Raw genomic sequence first — 23,900 nt, 5'->3', positions numbered from 1 at the left:
GGCATTACATTCACCGCGAGGCTTAAAGCGCAGCCTTCACCTGCAAACCCACCACCAGCGCATTATCGATGTCCTGCCCGGAAAACGCCCCCGGTTCGATGATGTATTGCAGGTTCGGGCGCAGGGTCAGCCATGGGGTGGCCTGATAGCCATAGCCCAACTCAATCAACTGTTCGGCACTGTCGAGATTCGGCAACGCAGCACCATTGGCCAGCGCGGCATCCTGCTGCACATCACGGCTGCGCGGGTTCGGCACGGCGCGGCCGTAGCCCAGCGCCAAGGTGTCACGCGGGCGGCCTTCGAACGGTTTGTACAACACCACGCCGGTGCCGTACCACTTGCTGAACGGCGAGGCGGCTTCACTGGCCGCCGAATACTGACCGAAAGCATGCAGGCTGCGGCCCTCGGAGGTCGGCGAACGCCATACGGCCTGATCGATCAGCAAATAATGCCCGCCACGCCCGGACACTTCGTCGTCGCTGCCAATGCGTTTGACGTCGGAGCTGTCGTAGTAATAGCCGAGCTTGTACTCACCCGGCAGCTCGCCGGCGTGCTTGTACACCAGCTCGATCGGCACGACGGTGCCGGTGGTGTGCTTAGGCCCCAGATGCCAGGCTCGGCTGGAATTGCCGTTGCTTTCTGGATCGACGTTGAACGCCGCCACACGCAGCTGCCAGGACGGCGACAGGTCGTATTTGACCCGCACGCCCAGACGCGCGTTGGGGTAGTTGGTCCAGCCGCTGCCGCCGGACATGTTCAGCGGATGGCCGCAGAAACCGGCGTTCATGAAGTTGCACAGAATGCCGCTGTCGAGACCGCCGAGGTCGTTGCCCATGGCCATGTAGCCGAGCTTCACGTTCAGCGCCGGGGTGAACAGGCTGCGCTCGTAACTCAGTTCAGTCAGGCGCGTGTACAGGCCGCCGTAGTTTTCCTGAATCGGCAGGCGGTTGCCGACCAGCTCTTCCGACGCGCTGTTACCGCGCCGGTCGTTGATGGTCAGTTGCACTTTGCCGGCGTTGTCGACGCCGTAGAGTTTGCTCAGATCAAACTGCACGCCGAGTTTGATGTTCTGCGAGTAGCGCGCCGAGCGGTGCAGGCCGCCGTCGGCGTTGTAAGCGGTTTCGCCGCTGTAATCGCCAGTGAATTTGATGCCGTCTTCATCGAGTTGATGACGCAAGCCGCCCCAGTCACCGGTCAAGGTGCTGCGGGTCAGCAGATCGGAATCGCTGGCGGCCAGCGCGGGGAGGGCAGTGGCGCAGCTCAGACCCAGCAACAGGCCAGTGGAAAGCTTGGTACGAGAAAAGCGAACAGCCGATGACATGTGAATCCTTCCTGCTGAAATCTTTAACGCAATAAAACGGCGACGCGGTGCTTTGGGGCACCGCGCGCTTGGAGGAGGTTGGTGGTGCGGCAGCGAGTTACGGCAGGGCGTAAGCCATCACGTAATCGCCACGATCGGTCGACTGGCGTGCGCCGCCAGCGGTGACGACGATGTACTGCTTGCCGGTCTTCGGCGAAACGTAGGTCATCGGGCCGCCCTGGCTGCCGACCGGCAGACGGGCTTTCCAGACTTCTTCGCCGTTGCCGCTGTTGAAGGCGCGCAGGTAGAAGTCCTGGGTGCCGGCAATGAAGATCAGGCCGCCCTGGGTCGACAGGGTGCCGCCGAGGGTTGGCAGACCGATCTTGATCGGCAGGTGCATGCGGATGCCCAGGGGACCGGTGTCTTCAACGGTGCCGACCGGAACCTGCCATGCGACTTTCTGGGTCTTCATGTCGATCGCGGTCAAGGTGCCGAACGGCGGCGCCTGGCACGGAATGCCGGCCACCGACAGGAAGCGGTTCTTGTTCACCGCGTACGGCGTACCTTTGAGCGGAACAGCGCCCATGCCGGTGTTCAGCGCTTCGCCACCGCCAGCGGCCTGGCCTTTGTTCTGCGACGGGATCATCTGGATCCACAGACCCAGGCGCATGTCGTTGACGAAGATGAAACCGTGCACCGGGTCAGTGGAGATGCTGCCCCAGTTCATGCCGCCCAGCGAACCCGGGAAACTCAGCGATTTGTCGGTACCCGGTGCGGTGTACAGGCCGTCGTAGCGCATGCTCTTGAAGTCGATGCGGCAGAGCAACTGGTCGTACGGCGTGGCGCCCCACATGTCCGATTCGGTCAGGTGCTGCGCGCCGATCTGCGGCATGCCCACGGATTTCGGCTGAGTCGGCGAGTACGGCTCGTTGGGGATATTCGCGGCTTTCACCGGTACTTCCTTGACTTCGGTCAACGGCTTGCCAGTGGCGCGGTCGAGCACATAGATCTGCCCGGCCTTGGTACCGATGACCAGCGCCGGAACGCTTTGACCGTCCTTGTCGAAGTCGATCAGGCTCGGCTGCATCGGCAGGTCGAAGTCCCACAGATCGTTGTGCACGGTCTGGAACACCCAGCGTTCTTCACCGGTGCTGGCGTCCAGCGCGAGGATCGAGGCGCCGTACTTGTGGTCCAGTTCGCTGCGCTCGACACCATAAATGTCGGTGGACGAGCTGCCCATCGGCAGGAACACCGTGTTGGTCGCCGCGTCGTAGGACATCGGCGCCCAGCTGTTCGGCGTGCTGCGCACGTAGGTTTTGCCGTCGGCCGGTGCGTTGCGATCCTGCGGGTTGCCCGGGTCGAACGCCCAGCGCATGGTGCCGGTGATCACGTCAAAACCACGGATCACACCGCCCGGCATGTCGCTTTGCACGTTGTCGGCAACACGACCGCCAACCACCACGGTGGTACCTGCCATCAACGGCGCGGACGACAACTGATAGTAGCTGTCCGGCACATCACCCAGGCCGGCCTTCAGATCGACCTGGCCGTTGTTGCCGAAACCCTGGCAGAACTCGCCGGTGTCAGCATCGACCGCGATGAGGCGGGCATCGATGGTGTTGGTCAGCAGACGACGCTGGCAGTTGGCAGCCGGCGCCGGTTTGGCTTCGATGATCGAAGAGTTGCTCGGCTGAGCGATGGTGGCGGTGGCGTCGAAATAGGCCATGCCACGGCAGCGCTGCCAGACTTTCGACTGGGCGTTGATCTGGTTTTTCCAGATCTCCTTGCCGGTGTCGGCATCGAGGGCGATCAGGTTGTTGTGCGGGGTGCAGCTGAACACCTTGTTGCCGACCTGCAGCGGGGTGAGCTGGTCTTCGGCACCGTTGCCATCGCTCTCGGCGACGTCACCGGTGTGGTAGGTCCACGCGACTTTCAATTTGTCGACGTTGTTGCGGTTGATCTGATCGAGCGCGGCGAAGCGGCTGCCACCTTCGGTGTTGCCGTAGTGCGCCCAGTCTTTCTGCGCCTTGGCCGGCTCGACCGGAGTCAGGCCAGGGCCAGTGCCAGTGGCGGCAACGGTTGGATGAGCGACAAACATGTTGCCGGCGGCAACCGCGACACCGACCGCGAGCACAGCGGCCACGGCATACGCGCCACGACCGGCGACGCGGCCATTAGCGCGCGCCAGCAGCGGGTAGACCAGAGCGACGACCATGCCGATGGCGCTGAACATGAACAGCCGTGAGAACACCGGCCAGAACACCAGCCCGGCGTCAGCCACGGCCCAGATCGCGGTGGCCACGAGAAATGCGGCGAACAGCCAGGCGCCTGCAGTTTTCTTCAGTGCGATCAGCACGCCGGAAACGGTCATCGCCAGACCGCCGACCAGGAAGTACCAGGAACCGCCCAGGCTGACCAGCTTCACACCGCCGACCGCGAGCGCCAGACCGAGCAGGGCGATGATCACGCCAAGGCCGACCAGAATGAACGTTGAAACGCCTGAGACGCGTTGACTGTGGTTCACATTGAAAGTCCCGTTTGAATGAAGCGCGGGATTATAGCGGTAACTAACCATTCAGTTAACCGCAGTTTTGCCATGAAAACGTGCACTTCTGTGAATCAAGCGTGGTGCAGGTTGGGGAAAACGCAAGGCGAGAGGTTTTTTCAATGTGTCAGCAGGAGGGGCAACTTGGGCTTGCTATTGCAATGCACATGGCCAAATACCGCGGTGAATTCACCCCTCATCGGAACGCCGCCCGCCCAGCCCTCTCCCGGGGAGAGGGAGCCGATTGGTGGCTTTTCAGAACTTGTGTTCACCTCGGTATTGCAGGTTGGAATCACTCCATCAAACAACTCGGTCAGTTCCTTCTCCCTCCGGGAGAGGGCTAGGGTGAGGGGCTTTTGAGGTTGGCCGCGATGGCAACCTTGCCCTTGGCCCGACCTTGTTCAACGTAGTGCAAGGCGTCGCCTGTCTGATCGAACGGAAAAATACGATCAACCACCGGTTTGATCACTCCTGCCTCAATCAACGCAGTGATTTTTTGCAACTGAACGCCATCGGCACGCATAAACAGAAACGAATAATCCACCCCACGCTTGCGCGCCTTGCGCCGAATACTACTGCTGAGCAGACGCATCACCAGCCCGAGCAGCCACGACAAACCCTGCTCCCGAGCGAACTGCGCAGTCGGCGGCCCTGACAGGGAAATCAGCTGCCCCCCAGGTTTCAACACCTGCAACGATTTTTCCAGGACATCGCCGCCGAGGCTGTTGAGCACTACGTCGTAGTCGCGCAGCTCAATAGCGAAATCCTGTTGCTTGTAATCGATCACCACATCAGCGCCCAACGCCTTGACCCAATCGACATTCGCCGTGCTGGTAGTGGTCGCAACGAAAACGCCGAGGTGTTTGGCCAGTTGAATGGCGACCGTGCCAACGCCACCGGAGCCAGCGTGAATCAGCACCTTCTGGCCTTTTTGCACGTTGACGACTTCGACCAGTGCCTGCCACGCCGTCAACGCCACCAGCGGCATGCAAGCCGCCTCGGTCATGGCGAGATTGGCGGGTTTTAACGCGATCGCTTGTTCGTCGACAGCGATGCGTTCGGCAAACGTGCCAATCCTGTTTTCAGGCGCACGCGCATAAACCTCATCGCCCGGCTTGAAACGCTTGACCGCCGCACCGGTGCTGAGCACCACGCCGGCGACATCGTTGCCCAATATCAAAGGCATTTGATAGGGCAGGATCATCTTGAATTCGCCGCTGCGAATCTTCAGGTCCAGCGGGTTGACGCTGCTGGCGCGCACTTCGATCAGCACGTCGTGGGCGCCAACCAGCGGTTCGGGCAGGTCGCCAATCCGGCTGTTCTGCTTGCCGTAGCGCTCGATGAAAAATGCCTTCATTGCAGATGCTCTTGTCGATAGAAACCCGCCGACATAGCGGCGGGTCTGGATGAGGTCAGGCCTGAGTCAGATAACGTTGCGCAACAGCCGACTGGCGAATCTGCCCCAACAGGCCTTGCCGCGCGGCTTGCAGGGCATCCCAGCGCTCGCCTTCGTGCAGCGGCGGGATGGTCACGACTTCGCGACGGTCGAAACCGACCAGCGCGGCGTCGACCATGTCGCCGACTTCCATGATGTCGGTGAGGGTGTTGATGTCGATACCGGCGCGGTCCCAGATTTCCGTGCGAGTGGCCGCAGGCAGCACGGCTTGCACGTACACGCCCTGTGGCGACAGTTCCAGGCTCAGGCCTTGGGAGAGGAACAGCACGAACGCCTTGGTCGCGCCATACACCGACATGCCGAACTCCGGCGCCAGGCCCACCACCGAGCCGATGTTGATGATCGCGCCGTCGCCGGCCTTGGCCAGGCGCGGGGCGATGGCACTGGCCAAACGTACCAGCGCCGTGGTGTTCAGCGCGACCAGTTGCGCCACGCTGTCGGTGCTCTGCTCGATGAAGGTACCGGACTGCGCCGCGCCGGCATTGTTGACGAGGATGCCGATGCGCGCGTCGTCACGCAGACGCGCCTCGACGGTTTGCAGGTCGCTCAGTTGCGTCAGGTCGGCCTGTAGCACTTCGACATTGACGTTGTGTTCAGCGCGCAAACCGGCAGCAAGGCTGTCCAGGCGCGACTGGTCACGGGCGACCAGCACCAGATCGTGCCCGCGTTGGGCGAAACGTGCGGCGTAAACCGCGCCGATGCCGGAGGAGGCGCCAGTGATCAGAACAGTAGGGCGAGCAGTCATGGTGTGGGCTCTTTTTCAGAAAAAGTTTGTTTGCGGGCCTTTAAGATGATGATCAAACTCTAAACTGTCAATGGTTTTGATTATGGCCAACATCTATGTATCATCGGCGCATGATTTTTCAGCGCTGGAGGTATTCAACATGCGCGTATCCAAAGCTCAGGCTCAGGCCAATCGCGAGCACATTGTCGAAACCGCTTCAGTGATGTTCCGCGAACGCGGTTATGACGGGGTCGGCGTGGCGGACCTGATGGCGGCCGCCGGTTTTACTCACGGCGGTTTCTACAAGCACTTCGGCTCCAAAGCCGACCTGATGGCCGAAGCCTCGGCCAACAGCCTGGCGCAGTCCACGGCCGCCGCCGAAAGCATGAGCGTGCAGGATTTCATTGATGTGTACGTGTCGCGCGACCATCGCGATGGCCGTTCCACCGGTTGCACCATGGCAGCGCTGTGCGGCGATGCGGCGCGGCAGTCCGGGGACGTGAAAGCGGCGTTCGCTGAAGGCATTGAGCGCACGTTGCAGACGCTCGGCGAGAAATACCCGACGGCAGCGGATGCACCGCAAGGTGAGGGCCGAACCCGGATGATCGACCTGCTGGCCCGCGCCGTCGGGGCGATCATGCTGTCGCGGGCCTGCCCGGATGATTCGGCGCTGGCCGATGAGATTCTGGCGGTGTGTCACGCTTCGATGACTGCGTCGCTGGCCGCGATCGAAACTGCGGAAGAAGCCACGCAGGACAGCTGAAGCGATCAGTGCTGGCGGTGCAGGGCCTTGTCGAGTGCCGCCAGCAAAACCTCTTCTTCGAAGGGTTTGCACAGGCATTCAAACGCCTGGTAATGCCCGGACTCAGCCAGCGCCGCCTCGTCCCAATGGGCGGACATGCAGATCACCGGAAACTGTCGCGGCAGTTGGCGCATCACGTCGACGCCGGACAGGCCGGGCATGCGCAGATCCAGCAGCAGGCAGGCGATTTCGGCGAAGTCGGCTTCGGCGAGAAACGCTTCGCCACTGGCATAAACCTGCGCGCGATACCCGACCGAACGCAGCAGATTCGACAGGCTTTTACGCACCGACGCGTCGTCATCGACGATGCAGACAATCGTCGGTCGGGTGTTCTCGATTGCCGTCGGGCGACCCGCCGGGGCGCTCACGACAGGCTCGATGGGCCAGGCGAAGGCGCAGCGCTGATCAGTCCGTAGAGTTCGACGAGGTTGACCAGCGAGCGGGTCTGCATCTTCGCCATGATGTGTTTGCGATGAACCTTGGCGGTCACTTCACTGGTGCCCAACTGGTTGGCGATCTGTTTGTTCGACAGACCGCCGACGATCAGCGGCAGCACCTCGCGCTCACGCGGTGTCAGCTGCGCCGCCAATTGCCGCACGTGCTGAACCCGTTGCCATTGATTGAACGCCGTCGCGGCGTGTTGACGGGTGCTGCGCAGAATGCCGAGCAGTTCATCGTCATCGAATGGTTTGGTCAGGAACTCCACCGCGCCGGCCTTCATCGCCTGCACCGACATCGGAATCGTGCCGTGGCCGGTCATGAAGATCACCGGCCACGGCAAGCCGCGCTCGTTCAGCGCTGCCTGCAATTGCAGGCCTGTGGTTTCGGGCAGGCTGACGTCGAGCAGCAGGCACGCCGGGCCATTGGCGATGTCGGCCTCGAGCAGTTCTTCGGCGGACTGGAAAATCCGGTGCTCGATGCCTTCGGCGCGCAACAAGCGGCTCAATGCACTGCGCACGCAGGCCTCATCGTCAACGATGAACACCGGCACCGATTGCGTATCGACCAACGGCGGCTGCGCCACCATCGGCGCCGAGGCCAGGGCGTTGAACACGGGCAGTTTGGGTTCGCGGTCTTTCAATAATCGGTAACCTCGACGGGCAACCGTCTGGATGATTTCTTTTTCCCCGAGCAGTTTACGCAGCGAGGAAATCTGCACTTGCAGATTGTTCTCTTCGACGACGATGTCCGGCCACACCTGATTGATCAGCTCGTCCTTGCTGACGATGCGCCCATCGGCCTGCATCAGTACCGAAAGTATTTCGAACGCCCGCCCGCCCATGCGCAAGGGCCGGCCATCGAGAAAGGCTTCGCGCCGTTCCAAAGAAATCGTGGCTTGGCCGAGTCGGATCATGCGGGCCTCTGCGTTGCGGTGAGAAGGACAGGGCGCGGGCGCCGGGTTATCAGGTTCGTACGCTAGGGGACGGCCTGGCATAAAGCAATTATCCCGAGGGATAAGACGTGCGCTTCTATAGCGCAAGAAACAGCGGCGCAAGGCTCTGGACGGCCATCTTGAGGCTGCAGACGGACATCAGCGCAGCGGCTGGCCCTCTGGCAAAAAAACGCTGGGTATACTTCGCCACCAGCCTGAATCCCATTTCCAGCGGTGAATGCGTATGCCCGGCCAGCCATCTTCATCTGCAATTTCCCGCGCGGCCGATGCGCCGATGCTCGATGAAGCATGGCTGGAGAACTGTCGGTTCAGTCTGCTGCGCCGTGACCATGAACTGACCTGGTTCAGCCTTCAAGACGGCCGCTCGGGCCAGAGCTGGTTCGCTGTGCGTGCGCCGATCCAGCGTCCGGCGCTGTGCCAGCGGCTGGAGCGCGATTTCCATTTGCAGTTGCCTTCGCAGTGGGCGCTCAACCCGCTGGCGCTGATTCGCTCGGCGGACGGGCCGGTGTTGGTCTACCCGCAATGGGGCGCGCCGCTGACTGGACTGATCGACGCCGCCGGCTTACCACTCGGACGGCGGACGGGTGCTGAATATCGCCGTCGCCGCTGCCAGGTCCACTCTCGCCATCCGGAAACAGCGCAAAACCCTGTGGGAGCGAGCCTGCTCGCGAAAGCGTCATTCCAGCCGACATCACCCCTGACTGACCCACCGCTTTCGCGAGCAGGCTCGCTCCCACAGGGTTCTTTATTGCCTTGGCATCTGCTGGTCGATGCGGACGACAGCGTCAGGCTGATGGGCTTTCACACCCACGCGCAGGAAACGCCGGCGACCGAACTGCCGAGCCTGGAACACTGGCCTTATCTGGCGCCGGAACAGCTGCAGCGCGACGGCGTCGATTCCGATGAGCGCAGCGACGTCTATGCGCTGTCGGCAATCATCTACGAGGCGCTGACCGGGCGCCCGCCGCTGATCGCTCGCGACGCCTCGCAATGGTTGCATGTGCACGCCGCCGTCCAGCCATTGTCGCCAGCGCAATATCAACCCGACCTGCCGCAAGGCATTTGCCATGTGCTGCTCAAGGGCCTGGCCAAGGAGCCGGACGCGCGCTATCAATGCATCGAATCGCTGGCCGCCGATCTGATCTGGTGCCTGCGGCAATGGCAGAAAAAAGGCCAGATCGAAGCGTTTCGCCTCGGTGCTTTCGATGCTCGCGCAACGGCCACGCGCGGCGATGTGCTGTTTGGTCGTGATGACGAACGTCAGCAGCTGCTTGAACAGATCCGGCGCGTGCGCAGCGACGGCATCGCTCGCGTGCTGCTGGTTGCCGGCGCACCGGGAGCGGGGAAGTCGACGCTGATCCAGCAAGTCCTGCGTAGCCAGGCACCCGGTTATTGGGCCAGCGGCAAGATCGAACTGCTGAACAATGACCGCCCCTTCGCGCCGCTGGCGCAGATTTTTCAGTCTCTGATCAGCCAAGTGTTGACCAAGCCCACGCTGGCCTTGCAGGCCTTGGCCGAGCAACTGCGCGAAACCCTCAAAGGCCGTGGCCGCTTGCTGCTGGACCTGGCGCCGGAAGCCGAACTGCTGATTGGCGCCACCGCCGAACTGCCGAACATGCCGGCGCGCCACGCCCTGGATCGAGTCAATCGGGCGCTGCTCGATGTGCTCGAAGTCTTTGCGCAACCGGGGCATCCGCTGCTGCTGTTTATCGACGACTTGCAGTGGGCTGACGACTCGACGCAGGCGTTTCTCAAAGCCTTTATCGCCCGACCGACGCGGCATCTGCTGCTGGTTCTGGCGTATCGCGAGGGCGAGTTGACGGAGCATCTGGGCGGCTGGCTCGATGAGATGCGCAGAGCACCCGCGCTGCCAGTCAGTGACCTTCGACTAGGGCCGCTGTCGGTGCAGGCCGTTGCGCAACTGATGGCGGTCGAACTCGATGCTGACGTCGACAACCTCGAGGCGCTGGCCCGCGTCGTGCACTTCAAAACCGCCGGCAATCCGTTGTTCGTCAGCCAGGTGGCGCGCGCGCTGGTGGACGAGCGTCTGCTGCGTTTCGACGCGACGACGCGGCGCTGGGTGTGGAATCAGGCCGAAGTGAACGGCTATCGCTACGCCGACAACGTGGCCGAATTGATGGTGCAACGCTTGCAGCGTCTGCCGGCCAGTGCCCGTGAAGTGTTGCGCACCGCGGGTTATGTCGGTGGCCGCTGTGACGAAACGCTGTTGGGCGATTTGCTGGGCGACGATCCGGCGCAATTGCTGCGTGACGTGGATTATCTGGTCAGCGCCGGATTTCTTCTGCGCGAGCCAAGCCAACTGGTGTTTCCCCACGATCGGGTGTTGGAAGCCGCCGCTGCGCTGACCGCACCGGCCGGGCGTTCGGCTGAGCATGCGCGCATCGCGGCCGCCATGCTCGATCAATGCGGCGAGCAGCGGCAGGCGCGCGTCTTCGACATCGCCAGTCAGATTCAGCGCAGCGCCGGCAATGCGCTGCAAGCGCCTCGACGCGCTGAATTCATCCAGTTATTGCTCGAAGCTGCCGAGCGCGCCCGCGATAGTGCCGCTGTCGAGCAGGCCGTGGATTATCTGCGCAGCGCCGAGGTGTTACTCGGCGACAACGGCTGGACGCAGCTCTACCCGCAAGCCTTCGCGGCGCGCTGGCTGGCAGCCGACTGCGCGATGTTGCTGGCGGATCTGCCCGGCGCGCAACAGCGTCTTGACGATTGCCTGGAACACGCTGCCACCGTGCTGGACCGGGCGAAAACCTACCGCCTGCGCGCCAGCCTGCTCACCTTGCATTCCGATTACCACGGCGCGATCGGCGAAGCTCTGGCCGGTCTTGCGTTGCTCGACATCGACCTGCAGCGACAACCCTCGAAGGCGCAACTGGGCGAAGCGTTCGAACGGGTTCGGCAATTGGTCGGTGCGCGACGGATCGCTGAGTTGACGGCGTTGCCCAAAGCCAATGAGCCGCGAATCGAAATGGCCATGGAACTGCTGAGCACGCTGATCGCCTCGTTCTTCGTGCAGGACGACATTGCTTTTCTGCACTTGGCGAAGATGGTCGAACTGACTTTGCTCCATGGCACCACGCCGAGCAGCGGCTACGGTTTCGCCTGGTACGGCGTGATGATCGCCGACCGTTATGGCGAATATCTGGATGGTGTTGCTTTCGCCGAACTGGCGCTGGAACTGACTGATCTGCACGGCTATGAGGCGGGGCGCACCGGCACGCTGGTGGCGCTGGATCAGGTCAGCGCGTGGACCCGGCCGATGGCCTACGCGCGGCAGAAGGCTTTCGCCGCGTTTGAGTGCGGTCAGGCCGGCGGCGATCTGGGCATGTCGTGTTACGCCTGCAACCACATCGGCTCCGATCTGCTGTTCATGGGCGAACCGCTGCCAAACGTGTTGAACGAGCTGGACGTCGGCCTGAGTTGGGTACGGCAGTTTCACTACATCGACATCGAGCGCATTCTGCTGGCGCAACAGGCGTTTGCCAGCGATTTGCGCAATGGGCCTGAGCCTCGTTCGATCGCAATGCTGGAGGCTTTGGAACATGACCGTTTCGGCCCGCTGCATCGCGACCGCGTTTCACAGCCGACGCTGTTGTGGATGTGGTTGTATTCGGGCATGTCGGCGTTCTATTTCGGTGAAGTGCGTTACGCGTTGCGCCGTTTCGAAGACGCCGAGGCGTTGACCTGGTCGCTGCCGGCGCACATTGATCTGGCGCATTACTACCTGTTCTACAGCTTGGCACTGGCCAGTCCCGAGGCGCTGGGCTCTGTTGCCGAAAAACTGCAGAAGCTGGAGCAGCAACGGCAGCGTTTTCTGCCGTGGGTCGAGCTCAATCCTTCGACCTTCAGCAACAAACTGCTGCTGATCGAAGGCGCGATGGCCCGTGTGCGCGGGGAAGGGCTGGCCGCCATTCGCTGCTTCGACCAAGCGCAAATCGCGGCGGCCGCTGCCGGATTTATCCATGAGCAAGCACTGGCACATGAACAACTGGCCGAGGTCTGCCTGGCCAACGGCCTAGTCTCCGGCACGCATCATCACCTGCGTGTTGCGCGCGACTGCTATGTGCTGTGGGGCGCTGAAGCCAAGGCGCGCCAGCTCGAAGCCCAGCATCCGTTTCTCGCCCACGAGCATTCCCTGGAAGCGGGAACACCGGTGACGCGGGTGCGCCTTGATCTGGAAGTCGGCATTGAAGCGGCACGCGCGGTCTCGCAAGAGGTGTTGCTTGATCGGCTGGTGGAGACCTTGATGAATCACTTGATGATTCAGGCCGGTGCCGATCGCGGCGCGCTGCTGTTGGTCGCCGAGGGTGAGTTGCAATTGGCCGCTGCCGCGCATGTCGAGGCGGGCAACGTGCGGGTCAGTCAGGACGACGATCGCACGCTGGAGCAGATTGCGCCGGTTTCAGTACTCAATTCGACCATGCGCACGCGCACGCCGCTGGTGCTCGACGATGCCCGCGTCGACTGCCCGCAAGCCTACAGCGCTGATCTGCAGCAACGGCAGACGCGCTCGCTGATGTGCCTGCCGTTGCTCAAGCAGGGCGCGCTGATCGGTCTGGTGTATCTGGAAAACAGCCTGGTACCGAAGCTGTTCAGCGCCGAACGCCTGACCATGCTGGAAATCCTCGCCTCGCAGGCAGCGGTGTCGCTGCAGACCGCGCGGCTCTACGCGCAACTGGTCGAAGACAACCGCTTGCGCGCGCAGATGGAAGCCGATTTGCGCAGCTCGCGGGCGGAACTGGCGCGCAACTCGCACCTGAAAATGATGGGCGAACTGTCGGCCTCGATCGCCCACGAAATCAGCCAGCCGCTGCTGGGCATTTCATCGAACGCCTCGGCCACTCTGCGCTGGCTCAAGCGCGACACGCCTGATCTCGACGAGGCTATTCAGGGACTGGAAGACATCCGCTCCGACAGCGCCCGTGCCACCGAGATCGTCCAGGCCTTGCGCGCATTGGCCAGGCAGGCGCCGTTGCAACGATTGCCGGTGTCGATTGACGCGTTGATCGGTGAGGTCGTGCAACTGACGGCGAGCGATTTGCACAATCGCGGGGTGAGCTTGCACACGCAACTCAACGCTGCTGACCCGGTGCTGGGGGATCGGGTGCAGATCCAGCAGGTGATCTACAACCTGATCGTCAACGCGCTGGAAGCGATGGCTGGGCAGGGCGTGACTGAAGGGCGCCTGGTGATTGAGTCGACGCTGTCCGATGAGCAGGTCTGCGTGGCTTTTCAAGACAACGGGCCGGGGATCGCCGAGCATCAGCGTGAAGAAATTTTCGATGCGTTCTTCACCACCAAGGGCAGCGGCATGGGCATGGGCCTGGCGATTTGCCGAACGGTGATAGGCGCCCATGGCGGGACGTTGCGCGTGGAAGACAGCGAAGAGGGCGCGCGGATCTGTTTCAGACTGCCGCTTGCGCCGGACGCGAGGATGAAAAGCCCCTCACCCTAACCCTCTCCCGGAGGGAGAGGGGACTGACCGGGGTGTTTGGGGGAGATACGCCGACGTGAAAGTCCGAGTTGAACTCAGGATTGGAAAAGCACACAAATCGGCTCCCTCTCCTCGGGGAGAGGGCTGGGCGGGCGGCGTTCCGATGAGGGGTGAATTCACCGCCACTCCAAAGCCGAACGCCGGTGCACCGTTCAAAAAAAAGCCGCGAAAAATCGCGGCCAAAAGGGAGGAGTGAACAAAACCCTTTGAAATCCGACTCAGGGCCGCAGTTCCGTCAAGCGCTGGCCCATCGTCGAATTCAGCAACCCATCGCTGAGCCGCCAGACATCCGCATCCACCAGCGTCACCCGCGCTCCGCACATCAGTTGGCGCCAGACCTTCGGCGGCATGCCCACCATGCGCCCGAAGGTGCGGGTGAAGTGCGAGTGATCGGAAAATCCGCATTCATAAACAATCTCGGTAATCGCCATCGAGGTCAGCAACAGCCCTTTGGCTTTGTCGATCTTCATCTTCAGCATCCATTCCTGAGGCGAGCAGCCGGTGACGATCTTGAACGCCCGGGAAAAGTGGCTGCGTGAAAGATTGCAATGTTCGGCAATCTCGCTGACGCGCAGGCTGCGGCTCAGATCGTGCAGCATGTAGGCCTTGGCGCGGCGTTCCTGCCAGCCGGACAGTGCGCCCAGTGGGCGAGCCAGGTGGCAGGAAGGGTCTGACTTCACCGATTGCGGGTTCATGGCGGCTCTCCTGATCGATGGGCAAAGTCTGGCCGCAGGCATTATTTAAAGTCCTTAAACAAACCTTAAAAGTTATGAAGCCCAAGCCTCAGGCGTGAAACGGATAATCGACGTAACCACGCTGATCGCCGCCAAAGAAACTGCTCGGATCCGGCGTGTTCAGTTCAAGCCCGTCGTGCAGCCGACGCGGCAGATCCGGGTTGGCCAAAAATGGCCGGCCAAAGGCAATGATGTCGGCGCGATCGGCGTTCAGCGCCTGTTCAGCGGACTCGGCGTCGTAACCGCCAGCGAGGATCAGCACGCCGTTCCAGGTCTGGCGCAACTGGGCGATGATCGCGTCCCAGCGCGGGTCGAAGTTTTCGTCCTTGACCGTGCCGACCATGGCCGGCTCGACCAGGTGCAGGTAGGCCAGATTCCACTGGTTGAGCGCCTCGACCAGATAACCGAAGGTCGCTTCAGGCGTGTCATCGCCCATGCCCATGAAGCGGCCCATCGGCGTCAGACGCACGCCGACGCGCTCGGCGCCGACTTCATCAGCGACGGCGGCGACCACTTCGAGCAGAAACCGCGCACGGTTTTCCACACTGCCGCCATAGGCGTCATCACGCTGGTTGCTGTTGCTGTTGAGGAACTGATCGAGCAGATAACCGTTGCCGGCATGGATCTCCACGCCGTCCATGCCAGCGTTCAACGCGTTGCGCGCAGCGCGGCGATAGTCTTCGACGATGTCGGCGATCTCCGCCGTTTCGAGGGCGCGCGGCACTGGCACATCACCCCATACGCCGTTGCCTTGTTCATCGACGATAAAAGTCTTGCCCGGCACAGGCAGGGCGCTCGGCGCCACCGGCAAACCGGCGTCCGGCTGAAAGCTTGGATGCGAGACCCGGCCGACGTGCCACAGCTGCATGAAGATCAGACCGTCGGCCGCGTGCACCGCGGTGCTGACTTCGCGCCAGGCCTGCACTTGCGCATCGGTGTAGATCCCCGGCGTCCACGCATAGCCCTGGCCCTGTTGGGAGATCTGCGTGGCCTCGGTGATGATCAGCGCGGCACTGGCGCGTTGGCGGTAGTACTCGGCGTTCATCGTGGTCGGAACGTCGCCCGGCTGGCCAGCGCGCGAGCGGGTCAGGGGCGCCATCGCCACGCGATGGGCAAGGGTGTAAGGGCCGAGTGCGATGGGTTGAAACAGGCGACGGGTCATGGGTAGCTCCGGATTTTGATGAGTAGGGTTCAAGTGCGGCAGTCAGGTGCCGCGCGCTGTGCAGGTAACTTAACCGGGGGTGGCGGGGCTGATAATCCGTGGCCGGCGCTACGCAGTTTTGCGCGCAACGCAACGGCACCCGCGCTCATCGCTGATGAACGCGGGCGTGGTTCAGGCGGGTTGGCTCGAGCGAGTCAGCGGCAGATTCAGCCAGCGCCGGCCGGTGGCATTGCTGACCGCGTTGCCGAGGGCGGCTGCCATTGGCCCTTGGACGATTTCGGCAGCACCGAGGAAGGGTTCGCCCGGTTGATCAAGCAAATGCACGTCGACTTTTTTTGGCAATTGCGTAAAGCGCAGAATCGGGTAGCCGCTCCAGTCGTAGCTGCGAATGCCGCCGGCGTCGTAGGCGACTTTTTCGTAGAGCGTCCAGCTGGCCGACTGGACGATGCCGCCCTCGACCTGATTGCGCAGGCCATCGGGGCTGACGATCTGGCCAACGTCGACCGCCGTGACCACATGATCGACACGGATCTCGCCAGTCTGCGGATGCACCCGCAGTTTCACCGCGAGGGCGCAGTAACCCATGATGTTTTTGTAGCGGGCGAAGGCAAAACCGATCCCTGCGCCGGGTTCGCTGCTCTTGTGGGGCCAGCCGATTTCGTCACGCACGCGCTCAATCACAGCCCGGGCACGTGGGTCGCTCAGATGCGCCAGGCGTAACGCCAGCGGATCGAGCCCGGCCCTGATCGCCAGCTCATCAATACCTGCCTCGATGGCGAAGATGTTGATGTGCGCACCCAGCGAGCGCATGGCCGAAGTGCGGAACGGCATGGTGGTGACGAAGTTCATGTTGATCCGCGTCGCGCCCAGCTCGTACAGCGGCACCGCGTTGCGATCGCCATCACCTTCGGGCTGAGCGATCGGCACCGACGGCGCCGAGGCGAAGGGTTTCGCCAACAGGCGTGCCGGCAGCAGGCGCCCGGCATTGACGATGCGTTCGTTGTGCGGGGTGGTCCACAGCTCGTAGTTCCAGTTCTGCAAACGGCCCTGACTGAGGCCGGCATCGATTTCGGTGACCATCGCCGAACTGTACGGCTCCCAGAGATTTTCCTGCTCGCGCATCCATTGCACCCTGACCGGCGAGCCCGGCAGGCGCATGGCGATCAGCGCGGCATCGGCGGCGGCATCATCGGCGCCGTTGTGGCCGTAGCAACCCGAGCCTTCGGTATGAATGCAGCGCACACGCTCCGGCGGCAGACGCAGCATTTCGGCGATGCCTGCACGCAGCGGATAGACGCCCTGAGTGTGGGTCCACACCGTGAGCAAGCCGTCGTTGAACCAGGCCACCGCACAGGACGGGCCGATCGAGCCGTGCATCAAATATTGCTTGGTCACCCGCGCCTTGAAGCGCGTTTCGGTCGCGCCGCCGGGATTGCCGTTGTTGCTGATTGGATAGCGCTTGGAGGGCAATTGCTTGAGCAAATCGTGAATCCCGGCGGCTTCGGGAATCGCCTCGCCACCACTCCACTTGGCACTTTCCATGCCGGCGCGCATGGCCTTGATCGCTTGCCACTCATCACCGGCGACCACGGCCAGATAGTTGCCGTCGCGAATCACTTTGACCACGCCGTTCAACGCCTCGATGGACGCGGCATCGAACGCCTGAAGCGTGCAGCCGGGACGCGGCGGGCGGATGACACGCGCATGCAGCATGCCCGGCAAGCGCATGTCCTGCACAAATGCCGCGCCACCGCTGACCTTGGCCGGAATGTCCAGGCGCGGGAGGTTGTGGCCGATCAGTTTGAAGTCGGCCGCCGCCATCGCCGGTGATTGCGCCTTCGCGTACTGGTGCACGTCGACATGCTTGACCGCGTCGGCATATGCCATGCGCTGACCATTCGGCCCTTCGATGATGCCGTCGCGAGTGCTCAGTTGCGCAGCATCGACTTGCCAACTGCGCGCGGCGGCATCGACGAGCATTTCCCGGACTTGCGCGGCAGCGTTGTACAGCGCGGTGCCGCTGTCGAAAATACTGTGGCTGCCGGCGGTGTAGCCTTCGTTGGGCGTTAGCGCGGTGTCGGCGGTGAGCAAGTTGATTGCGCTGGCCGGCACCTGCAAACGCTCGGCGGCAATTTGCAGCAACGCGGTTTTCACCCCGGTGCCCAGTTCGACCTTGCCGGTGTACACGGTGATGCCGTCGGCGCCGATGCGAATCCACGCGTCCAGGTAAGGGTTGGTGCGCAGGCTGCCGGGCAGGTCGGGGGCCAGCACCACGGTGCCGAGAGTATCGACTTCGGTGTCGGCCAAGGCACGCCGCGCTACCGGCATCAGCGTAAAAGCCATCAGTAGTGCGCCGCCACGCAGGAAGGCCCGGCGGCTGGGGTTCAAGCCGTTTGCTTCGCTCATGTCAGGCTCCCGTTGTGCCCAGCCACCTGTTTGATCGCCTCGATAATGCGCAAGTGCGTGCCGCAACGGCACAGATTGCCGGCCATGTGTTCGCGGATGGTTTGTTCGTCCGGGTGCGGATCGCGTTCGAGCAACGCCTGCGCGCGCATCAGCATGCCGGCGATGCAGTAACCGCATTGCGCGGCCTGCTTGTCGATGAATGCCGCTTGCAACGGGCCGGGTTTGTCTGCGCTGCCGAGGCTTTCCACGGTGCGGATTTTTTTCCCTTCAAGGCCTGCGCACGGCGTGAGGCAGGCGAACACCGGTTGGTCGTCGACAATCACCGTGCACGCGCCGCACTGGCCCAGGCCACAGCCGTACTTGGCGCCGTTGAGGTTCAAGTGATTGCGCAGCGCATACAGCAGCGGCATGTCCGGTTCCAGATTAAGCGCTTGGGCGGCTCCATTGACGGTGAGAGTAATCTGGCTCATTTCGTCTCCTGACGTAACGCTTCAATAGTGGAAGAAAGGTCGGTCCATGGCTGCTCGGGGCGGGCTTGCTCGCGCAGATACGCGGCGAGGGCGCCCAGCTGGGCGTTGTCGAGGCTGGCGGCGAACGGCGGCATCACCGGGCCGGGGGCGCCAGGAATGGCGGGCACGCCTTCGAGCACAGTCTTGAGAAAGTTGCGCGAGCTGGCCGCTTGCAGCGCCGAAGTGCTTTGCAGGCCGGGGCGGCCGTCGATTTCGCGCATTGGCGCGGCGGGTGCGTGACATCCGGCGCAGGCGCTGCTGAAGAGCAGGGCGCCGATGCTGTGATCCGCTGGACTGCTAGGCGGCCTTTGCGCGGTGATTTCGCTCACCGCGTGCGGGTTTTGCAGGCTCAGCAGGTAGTCGGCAATCGCCTCGGCTTCACTGGCCGGCAAGCGCGCCAGACTCAGGCTGACCGGGCGCATCGGGCCGGCGGGTGTGCCGGGGCCATCGACCACGTCGGCGCGCAAGTAGCCGACCAATTGCTCGCGATTCCACGGATTGGCGCGTTGGCCGAGGCCGACCAGGGCCGGCGCTTCCCAGCCATCGACGCTGCCGCCCTGAAGGTATTGCGAGGATTTCTCCGCGCCGATCAGGTTCAGCGGCGAATGGCAGCCGGCGCAGTGGCCCGGGCCGTCGACCAGATAGCGTCCGCGATTCCATGCCGCGCTGTGTTCGGCCAGCGGCGTCAGTGGCTCGCCATGCAGAAACAGCAGGTTCCAGAACGACACCAGCGGGCGGATGTTCATCGGGAAATTCATCTGGTTCTGCCGCGCAGGGGCGTGTACGGCGGGGCCGCTCATCAAGTAGGCATAGGCGTCGGCGATGTCTTCGGAGCTCATGCGCCGGTAGTGCACGTAAGGAAACGCCGGGTAGAGAAAGTGGCCGTCGCGGGCAATGCCTTCGCGCATCGCCCGCTCGAAGGCCGGCAGTGACCATTCGCCGATGCCGGTCTGCGCATCCGGGGTGATGTTGGTGCTGTACAGCGTGCCGAACGGCGTCACCAGCGGCAGCCCGCCGGCCAGGTATTCGCCGCCGGGGCGGGTATGGCACACCGCGCAGTCGCCGGCCTCGACCACCCGTGCGCCGCGTTGCAACTGCGCAGTATCGAATGACGTCGGCCGTTTGATTGGTGCGATCGCCGGGCGCCACATCAGCGCGACGGCGACGATCAGACCGAGCACCGCGAGCACGGCGACGCTGATCCACAGGGTTCTGGATTTGAGCAAATGGCTGTTCATGGTCGGCAGAAAAACGCGGCGGACAGTGGCAGGACGAGTGCAGTGCGGGTCATGGAAACGCTCCTTGTAGCAGCCGGAGAAGGGCGCCGATGCGGACGTCAGCGCCAGGGCCAAAGCGTAGAGAAGACCCTTGCAGCGGAGAATCACCGGCCCGCGCAACAGCGCGTTGCGCCACAAGCAACGTTGCGCGCCACGCATCAGTGCGTTGCCAGTGGCACGGATTCTCGCCCCCGCCGGCTGACCGTAGCCTTGGCACAACTTTCCCGAACTCAACGAGGTGTCACCATGCTTACGGGCAACCCTGCCGTTGCGGCCCCGGCCGAACAGCCTGCTTCACTCTCCGGCCTGATGGTCGCGTTTCTGGCCTTCTGCTGCGGCGCGGTCGTCGCCAACCTGTATTACGCGCAGCCCATCGTCGAACTGATCGCGCCGCAGATCGGCCTGTCCAGCGCCAATGCCAGCCTGATCGTCTCGCTGACGCAGTTCGGTTACGCGCTGGGTTTGTTGCTGCTGGTGCCGCTGGCTGACCTGATGGAGAACCGTCGTCTGGTGGTCGGCTTCACCCTCGCTGCGAGTGTCACGCTGCTGTGCGCTGGCCTGACTCATTCGCCGTCGCTGTTCCTGCTGCTCTCTTTGCTGATCGGCCTGACCTCGGTAGCGGTGCAGATCCTCGTGCCACTGGCCGCGCATTTGGCGCCGGAAGCCAGCCGGGGGCGCGTGGTCGGCAATATCATGAGCGGCCTGCTCTTGGGGATTTTGCTGTCGCGGCCGCTGTCGAGTCTGTTGGTTGAAGTGTTCGGCTGGCGCGGGGTGTTTTACAGCGCGGCGGCACTGATGGCGGTGATCGCGTTGATTACCGCTGTGGCATTGCCGCGCCGGGTGCCGACGCACAAAGCCACTTATGTCGCGTTGATCGGTTCGGTGTTTGCCCTGGCCCGGCGCTTTCCTGTGTTGCGCCAGCGTTCGCTGTATCAGGGTTTGCTGTTCGCCAGTTTCAGCCTGTTCTGGACCCTCGCGCCAATTGAGCTGATGCGTCACCATGGTTTCAGCCAGGCGCAGGTGGCGATCTTTGCCCTGGTCGGCGCGGTGGGTGCGATTGCCGCGCCGATTGCCGGGCGTCTGGCCGATGCCGGGCACGGTCGTCGCGGTACCTTGGTGGCGTTGCTGCTGGCGCCGCTGTCACTGTTGATCGCCGCGCTGCCGGGCAGTGGTTACGTATGGCTGGTGGTGTGTGCGGTGCTGCTGGACTTTGCCGTGCAATTGAACATGGTCCTCGGCCAGCGTGAGGTCTACGCCCTCGACCCGCACAGCCGCGCACGCCTGAATGCGGTGTACATGACCAGCATCTTCGTCGGTGGCGCCCTCGGCTCACTGGTCGCCAGCCCGCTGTACGAACACTTCGGCTGGAACCTCTCGGCCGTCGCCGTGGCGGTGTTGCCGGCATTGGCGCTGGCATTGTTCCTGAGCCGCAAGGCTGATGGCTGAGGTCGCGATGAGGCCCGGCAAGCACGACGATACAAGACGTGTGGCGAGCGCTGATGCACAATCAGCGGCGTTCCCTCACCACCGGACCCCGCTTATGGACAAGTTGCTGGCCTTGAAGATGTTTGTTGAAACCGTGCGCTGCGGGGGCTATTCCTCAGCGGCGCGCAAGCTTGGGATTTCGACGTCTTCGGTGACACGGCAAGTGGCGGGGCTGGAAAACGAGTTGGGCGCCAGCCTGCTCAATCGCACCACCCGCAACACCAGCGTGACCGTCGCCGGCCAGACCTATTTCGAGAAGGCCGTGGCGATTCTCGATGCCATCGACGAAGCCGACGCGGTGGTCGCCGATCGTGGCAGTGATGCCCAGGGCCGCTTGCGCATCAGCGTGCCGGTGGAGTTTGGCCGGCGACTGATTGCGCCGCACCTGAGCCGCTTGCTTGAACGCCATCCCGGGCTGGAGATCAGTCTGTCGCTGAGCGATCAGGTCAGCGATTTGCTCAGCGAGCAGATCGACGTTTCAGTGCGGCTCGGCTCGACGGTCGTCAGTGAGGACATCGTCAGCAAACGCGTCGGCCACTTTCAGCGTTGGATTGTCGCCAGCCCGGATTATCTGGCGCGCAGCGGCGTGCTGGAGCATCCGCGGGATCTGCTCGAGCACCAGTGCCTGCGCTTCGACTACGGCGGCAGCCATCACCACTGGACCTTTCAGGGCGACGAAGAGCCGATTCAGCTCAACGTTGCGGGTCGCCTGCAAAGCAACAACGCCGACATCCTGCGCGAAGCGGCGATTGGCGGTGGCGGTGTGGCGCTGCTCGCCGACTGGCTGGTGCGTGACGACGTCACCGCCGGGCGCCTGACGCGCTTGCTTGAGCACTACGAGGTCAATCCTGGCAGCGCCAGCAGTTGCATCAACGCGTTGTACCTGCCCAACCACCGTGGTTCGAGCCGGATCAACGTGTTCATCGATTTTCTCGTGGAAATCCTCAAACCCGCTGCTTAGCACTGCACACTCTGTTGCTGCAGCCGCTGCACACTGCTTGTATGCTTGCGCCCCGGAACACGTGGCCGCCGTGAGTGCCGACGTTCGAATGATGGCTGGAATGGATACCGGACTTCCTTAAGGTACTGACGTGAAGCGTGATACTCGCCTTGTAATGCTCCTGCTGCTGGTGATCGGTTGTTCCCTGACTTCGCTGACGATCTGGAAAGTCTGGTCTTCGCGCGAGCGTGCGCTGGCGGAAGTCGACGTGCATGGCCTGAACCTGACCCAGGCGCTCAACACCTACACCGAAGGCATCGTCCGGCAAAGCTCGCTGCTCTTGCTCGGGCTGGTCGAACGTCTGGAAACCGAGGGCAACGGCCCGGCGCAGATTCAGCGCATCCAGAGCCTGATCGACCGCCAGCAGGCGTTGATGCCCCAGCTCAGCGGCATCATCATCTATGACCGGAACGGGCATTGGCTGATGTCCTCCAACCGGCCGATTCCGGAGGGCGCCAACAGTAGCGACCGCGCCTATTTCATTCACCACCGTGACAGCCCGAGCCGCGAGCCGTTCATTGGCCCGCCGATCCAGAGCCGTGCCAATCACGAATGGGTGGTGACTATCAGTCGGCGCTTCAACGACGACGGCGGGCAGTTCGCTGGCGTGGTAGCGGTGACGCTGGGGGTGGAAAACTTCCTGCGCGTGTTCGGCAAACTCGACGTTGGCCAGGACGGCGCGATCGGTCTGTCTTACACCGATGGCACGCTGCTGGTGCGCTACCCGTTCCGCGAGCAGGACATGGGCCGCAACTTCTCCAAATCGCCGATCTACGCCAAATACCTCGTCGACCGTTCTGTCGGCACTGCCTCCTACACCTCCAGCCTCGACGGCGTCGAGCGGCTGTACGCGTTCCGCAAAAGCGAAACGCTGCCGCTGATCACCACCGTGGCCCTGGGCAAGGATGAAGCGCTGGCGGCGTGGCGCATCGAAGCGGCGTTGTCGGCGGTGGTGGTGATCGGACTGTTGGGGCTGACCGGATTGATCGGCTGGTTCCTGATTCTCGATATCCGCCGCCGCACCGAGGCCGAAGAAGCCTTGCGCGATGCCCAGCAGCAGTTGCTTGCGTCCAATCGGCAGCTGGAATTGCTGGCGCTGAAGGACGCGCTGACCGGCCTGGCCAACCGCCGCTGTTTCGATGAAACGCTGACGGTGGAAGCGCGGCGCGCGCAGCGTGACGGCACCTCGCTGGCCTTGCTGATGATCGATATCGACCACTTCAAATTGTTCAACGATGCCTTGGGCCACGTCGCCGGCGATACCTGCCTGCAAGCGGTCAGCAAGATTCTTGAAGGCTGCGTGCGACGCCCCTCGGATCTGGTCGCGCGCTACGGTGGCGAGGAAATGGCGGTGATCATGCCGGCCACCGACAGCGCCGGTGCGACCGTGGTGGCGCAACTGATGCTCGAGCGTTTGCAGCAAGCGGACATCGCCCACCCGGGCAGTCCGTTTGCTCGGATTACGGTGAGTATCGGTATGGCGGTGGGGACGGGCGCGCAGCTGGATTCGCTGCCGGCGTTGATCCAGACCGCCGATCAGGCGCTGTACCGGGCGAAAGCGGCGGGGCGCAACGGGATGGCCGGGCAGGCCTGAG

16 protein-coding genes are annotated in these 23,900 nt (G+C 63.0%); 5 read left to right on the top strand and 11 right to left on the bottom strand.

Translation table 11 applies throughout. The features are described from left to right. Positions 1-22: 22 nt before the first annotated feature. The 4 genes from OC605_RS10410 to OC605_RS10395 all read right to left on the bottom strand — a co-directional run bounded on the left by OC605_RS10410 (position 23) and on the right by OC605_RS10395 (position 6,046). Positions 23-1,321, bottom strand: coding sequence for a carbohydrate porin (locus tag OC605_RS10410; RefSeq protein ID WP_262136923.1), 1,299 nt, complete (start codon positions 1,319-1,321; stop codon positions 23-25). 97 nt (positions 1,322-1,418) lie between these two features. Then, positions 1,419-3,824 (bottom strand): glucose/quinate/shikimate family membrane-bound PQQ-dependent dehydrogenase, encoded by a 2,406-nt coding sequence (locus OC605_RS10405; RefSeq protein WP_262136921.1) that lies wholly within the window; start codon positions 3,822-3,824, stop codon positions 1,419-1,421. A gap of 361 nt (positions 3,825-4,185) precedes the next feature. Continuing rightward, the gene (locus OC605_RS10400; protein ID WP_262136919.1) at positions 4,186-5,202 is read right to left on the bottom strand and encodes an NADP-dependent oxidoreductase; all 1,017 of its coding nucleotides are present in this window, start codon (positions 5,200-5,202) and stop codon (positions 4,186-4,188) included. Between the two features lie 55 nt (positions 5,203-5,257). Next, positions 5,258-6,046: an SDR family NAD(P)-dependent oxidoreductase gene (locus OC605_RS10395; RefSeq protein WP_262136918.1), complete on the bottom strand. Its 789-nt coding sequence runs from the start codon at positions 6,044-6,046 to the stop codon at positions 5,258-5,260. 139 nt (positions 6,047-6,185) lie between these two features. On the opposite strand from OC605_RS10395, the gene OC605_RS10390 reads away from it, so the two are divergent. Continuing rightward, entirely contained in the window at positions 6,186-6,788 is a 603-nt protein-coding gene (locus OC605_RS10390; protein WP_262136917.1) for a TetR/AcrR family transcriptional regulator, read from the top strand. Positions 6,789-6,793: 5 nt separating this feature from the next. Here the strand turns inward: OC605_RS10390 and OC605_RS10385 are convergent, their stop codons facing one another. Together OC605_RS10385 and OC605_RS10380 are read right to left on the bottom strand one after the other, a co-directional pair. Beyond that, positions 6,794-7,195: a response regulator transcription factor gene (locus OC605_RS10385; protein WP_262136916.1), complete on the bottom strand. Its 402-nt coding sequence runs from the start codon at positions 7,193-7,195 to the stop codon at positions 6,794-6,796. Beyond that, positions 7,192-8,181, bottom strand: coding sequence for a response regulator (locus OC605_RS10380; RefSeq protein WP_160769473.1), 990 nt, complete (start codon positions 8,179-8,181; stop codon positions 7,192-7,194). Before OC605_RS10380 ends, OC605_RS10385 begins: the two co-directional genes overlap by 4 nt. Before the next feature lie 313 nt (positions 8,182-8,494). Between OC605_RS10380 and OC605_RS10375 the strand changes: the two genes are divergently transcribed. After that, positions 8,495-13,693, top strand: a complete 5,199-nt coding sequence (locus OC605_RS10375) for an AAA family ATPase (protein ID WP_410055991.1) — start codon at positions 8,495-8,497, stop codon at positions 13,691-13,693. Between the two features lie 257 nt (positions 13,694-13,950). On the opposite strand, the gene OC605_RS10370 is transcribed toward OC605_RS10375, so the two are convergent. The 5 genes from OC605_RS10370 to OC605_RS10350 all read right to left on the bottom strand — a co-directional run bounded on the left by OC605_RS10370 (position 13,951) and on the right by OC605_RS10350 (position 20,054). After that, a complete protein-coding gene (locus OC605_RS10370) occupies positions 13,951-14,427 on the bottom strand; it encodes a helix-turn-helix domain-containing protein (RefSeq protein ID WP_262136911.1) in 477 nt (158 codons plus the stop codon). An 88-nt stretch (positions 14,428-14,515) separates the two neighbouring features. Further along, positions 14,516-15,628: an alkene reductase gene (locus tag OC605_RS10365; protein ID WP_262136909.1), complete on the bottom strand. Its 1,113-nt coding sequence runs from the start codon at positions 15,626-15,628 to the stop codon at positions 14,516-14,518. Positions 15,629-15,799: 171 nt separating this feature from the next. Next, positions 15,800-18,034, bottom strand: coding sequence for a xanthine dehydrogenase family protein molybdopterin-binding subunit (locus OC605_RS10360; RefSeq protein WP_262136907.1), 2,235 nt, complete (start codon positions 18,032-18,034; stop codon positions 15,800-15,802). After that, complete coding sequence (locus OC605_RS10355; protein WP_206422136.1) at positions 18,031-18,504, bottom strand: (2Fe-2S)-binding protein; 474 nt, start codon at positions 18,502-18,504, stop codon at positions 18,031-18,033. The genes OC605_RS10360 and OC605_RS10355 overlap by 4 nt, the downstream gene beginning before the upstream one ends. Next, positions 18,501-20,054, bottom strand: coding sequence for a c-type cytochrome (locus tag OC605_RS10350; RefSeq protein ID WP_410055986.1), 1,554 nt, complete (start codon positions 20,052-20,054; stop codon positions 18,501-18,503). Before OC605_RS10350 ends, OC605_RS10355 begins: the two co-directional genes overlap by 4 nt. Before the next feature lie 12 nt (positions 20,055-20,066). Between OC605_RS10350 and OC605_RS10345 the strand changes: the two genes are divergently transcribed. From OC605_RS10345 to OC605_RS10335, 3 genes are all read left to right on the top strand, one after another. Then, complete coding sequence (locus tag OC605_RS10345; RefSeq protein WP_076562840.1) at positions 20,067-21,266, top strand: MFS transporter; 1,200 nt, start codon at positions 20,067-20,069, stop codon at positions 21,264-21,266. 94 nt (positions 21,267-21,360) lie between these two features. Then, a complete protein-coding gene (locus OC605_RS10340; protein ID WP_262136903.1) occupies positions 21,361-22,266 on the top strand; it encodes a LysR family transcriptional regulator in 906 nt (301 codons plus the stop codon). 130 nt (positions 22,267-22,396) lie between these two features. Beyond that, the gene (locus OC605_RS10335) at positions 22,397-23,899 is read left to right on the top strand and encodes a sensor domain-containing diguanylate cyclase (RefSeq protein ID WP_262136902.1); all 1,503 of its coding nucleotides are present in this window, start codon (positions 22,397-22,399) and stop codon (positions 23,897-23,899) included. Position 23,900 lies beyond the last annotated feature (1 nt).

Origin of the sequence: Pseudomonas sp. Marseille-Q5117 (genome assembly GCF_946901175.1) — a bacterium.
Taxonomy (GTDB): Bacteria; Pseudomonadota; Gammaproteobacteria; order Pseudomonadales; family Pseudomonadaceae; genus Aquipseudomonas; species Aquipseudomonas iranensis.
Note: the sequence above shows the minus strand (reverse complement) of the source record. Positions and strands in the feature narration are given on the sequence as shown.

What these genes read in the sequence shown, in the direction of transcription:
- OC605_RS10400 (WP_262136919.1), bottom strand. Translation starts at nt 5,202, where the DNA reads ATGAAGGCATTTTTCATCGAGCGCTACGGCAAGCAGAACAGCCGGATT.
- OC605_RS10355 (WP_206422136.1), bottom strand. Translation starts at nt 18,504, where the DNA reads ATGAGCCAGATTACTCTCACCGTCAATGGAGCCGCCCAAGCGCTTAAT.
- OC605_RS10370 (WP_262136911.1), bottom strand. Translation starts at nt 14,427, where the DNA reads ATGAACCCGCAATCGGTGAAGTCAGACCCTTCCTGCCACCTGGCTCGC.
- OC605_RS10345 (WP_076562840.1), top strand. Translation starts at nt 20,067, where the DNA reads ATGCTTACGGGCAACCCTGCCGTTGCGGCCCCGGCCGAACAGCCTGCT.
- OC605_RS10365 (WP_262136909.1), bottom strand. Translation starts at nt 15,628, where the DNA reads ATGACCCGTCGCCTGTTTCAACCCATCGCACTCGGCCCTTACACCCTT.
- OC605_RS10380 (WP_160769473.1), bottom strand. Translation starts at nt 8,181, where the DNA reads ATGATCCGACTCGGCCAAGCCACGATTTCTTTGGAACGGCGCGAAGCC.
- OC605_RS10395 (WP_262136918.1), bottom strand. Translation starts at nt 6,046, where the DNA reads ATGACTGCTCGCCCTACTGTTCTGATCACTGGCGCCTCCTCCGGCATC.
- OC605_RS10360 (WP_262136907.1), bottom strand. Translation starts at nt 18,034, where the DNA reads ATGAGCGAAGCAAACGGCTTGAACCCCAGCCGCCGGGCCTTCCTGCGT.
- OC605_RS10390 (WP_262136917.1), top strand. Translation starts at nt 6,186, where the DNA reads ATGCGCGTATCCAAAGCTCAGGCTCAGGCCAATCGCGAGCACATTGTC.
- OC605_RS10410 (WP_262136923.1), bottom strand. Translation starts at nt 1,321, where the DNA reads ATGTCATCGGCTGTTCGCTTTTCTCGTACCAAGCTTTCCACTGGCCTG.
- OC605_RS10375 (WP_410055991.1), top strand. Translation starts at nt 8,495, where the DNA reads ATGCTCGATGAAGCATGGCTGGAGAACTGTCGGTTCAGTCTGCTGCGC.
- OC605_RS10340 (WP_262136903.1), top strand. Translation starts at nt 21,361, where the DNA reads ATGGACAAGTTGCTGGCCTTGAAGATGTTTGTTGAAACCGTGCGCTGC.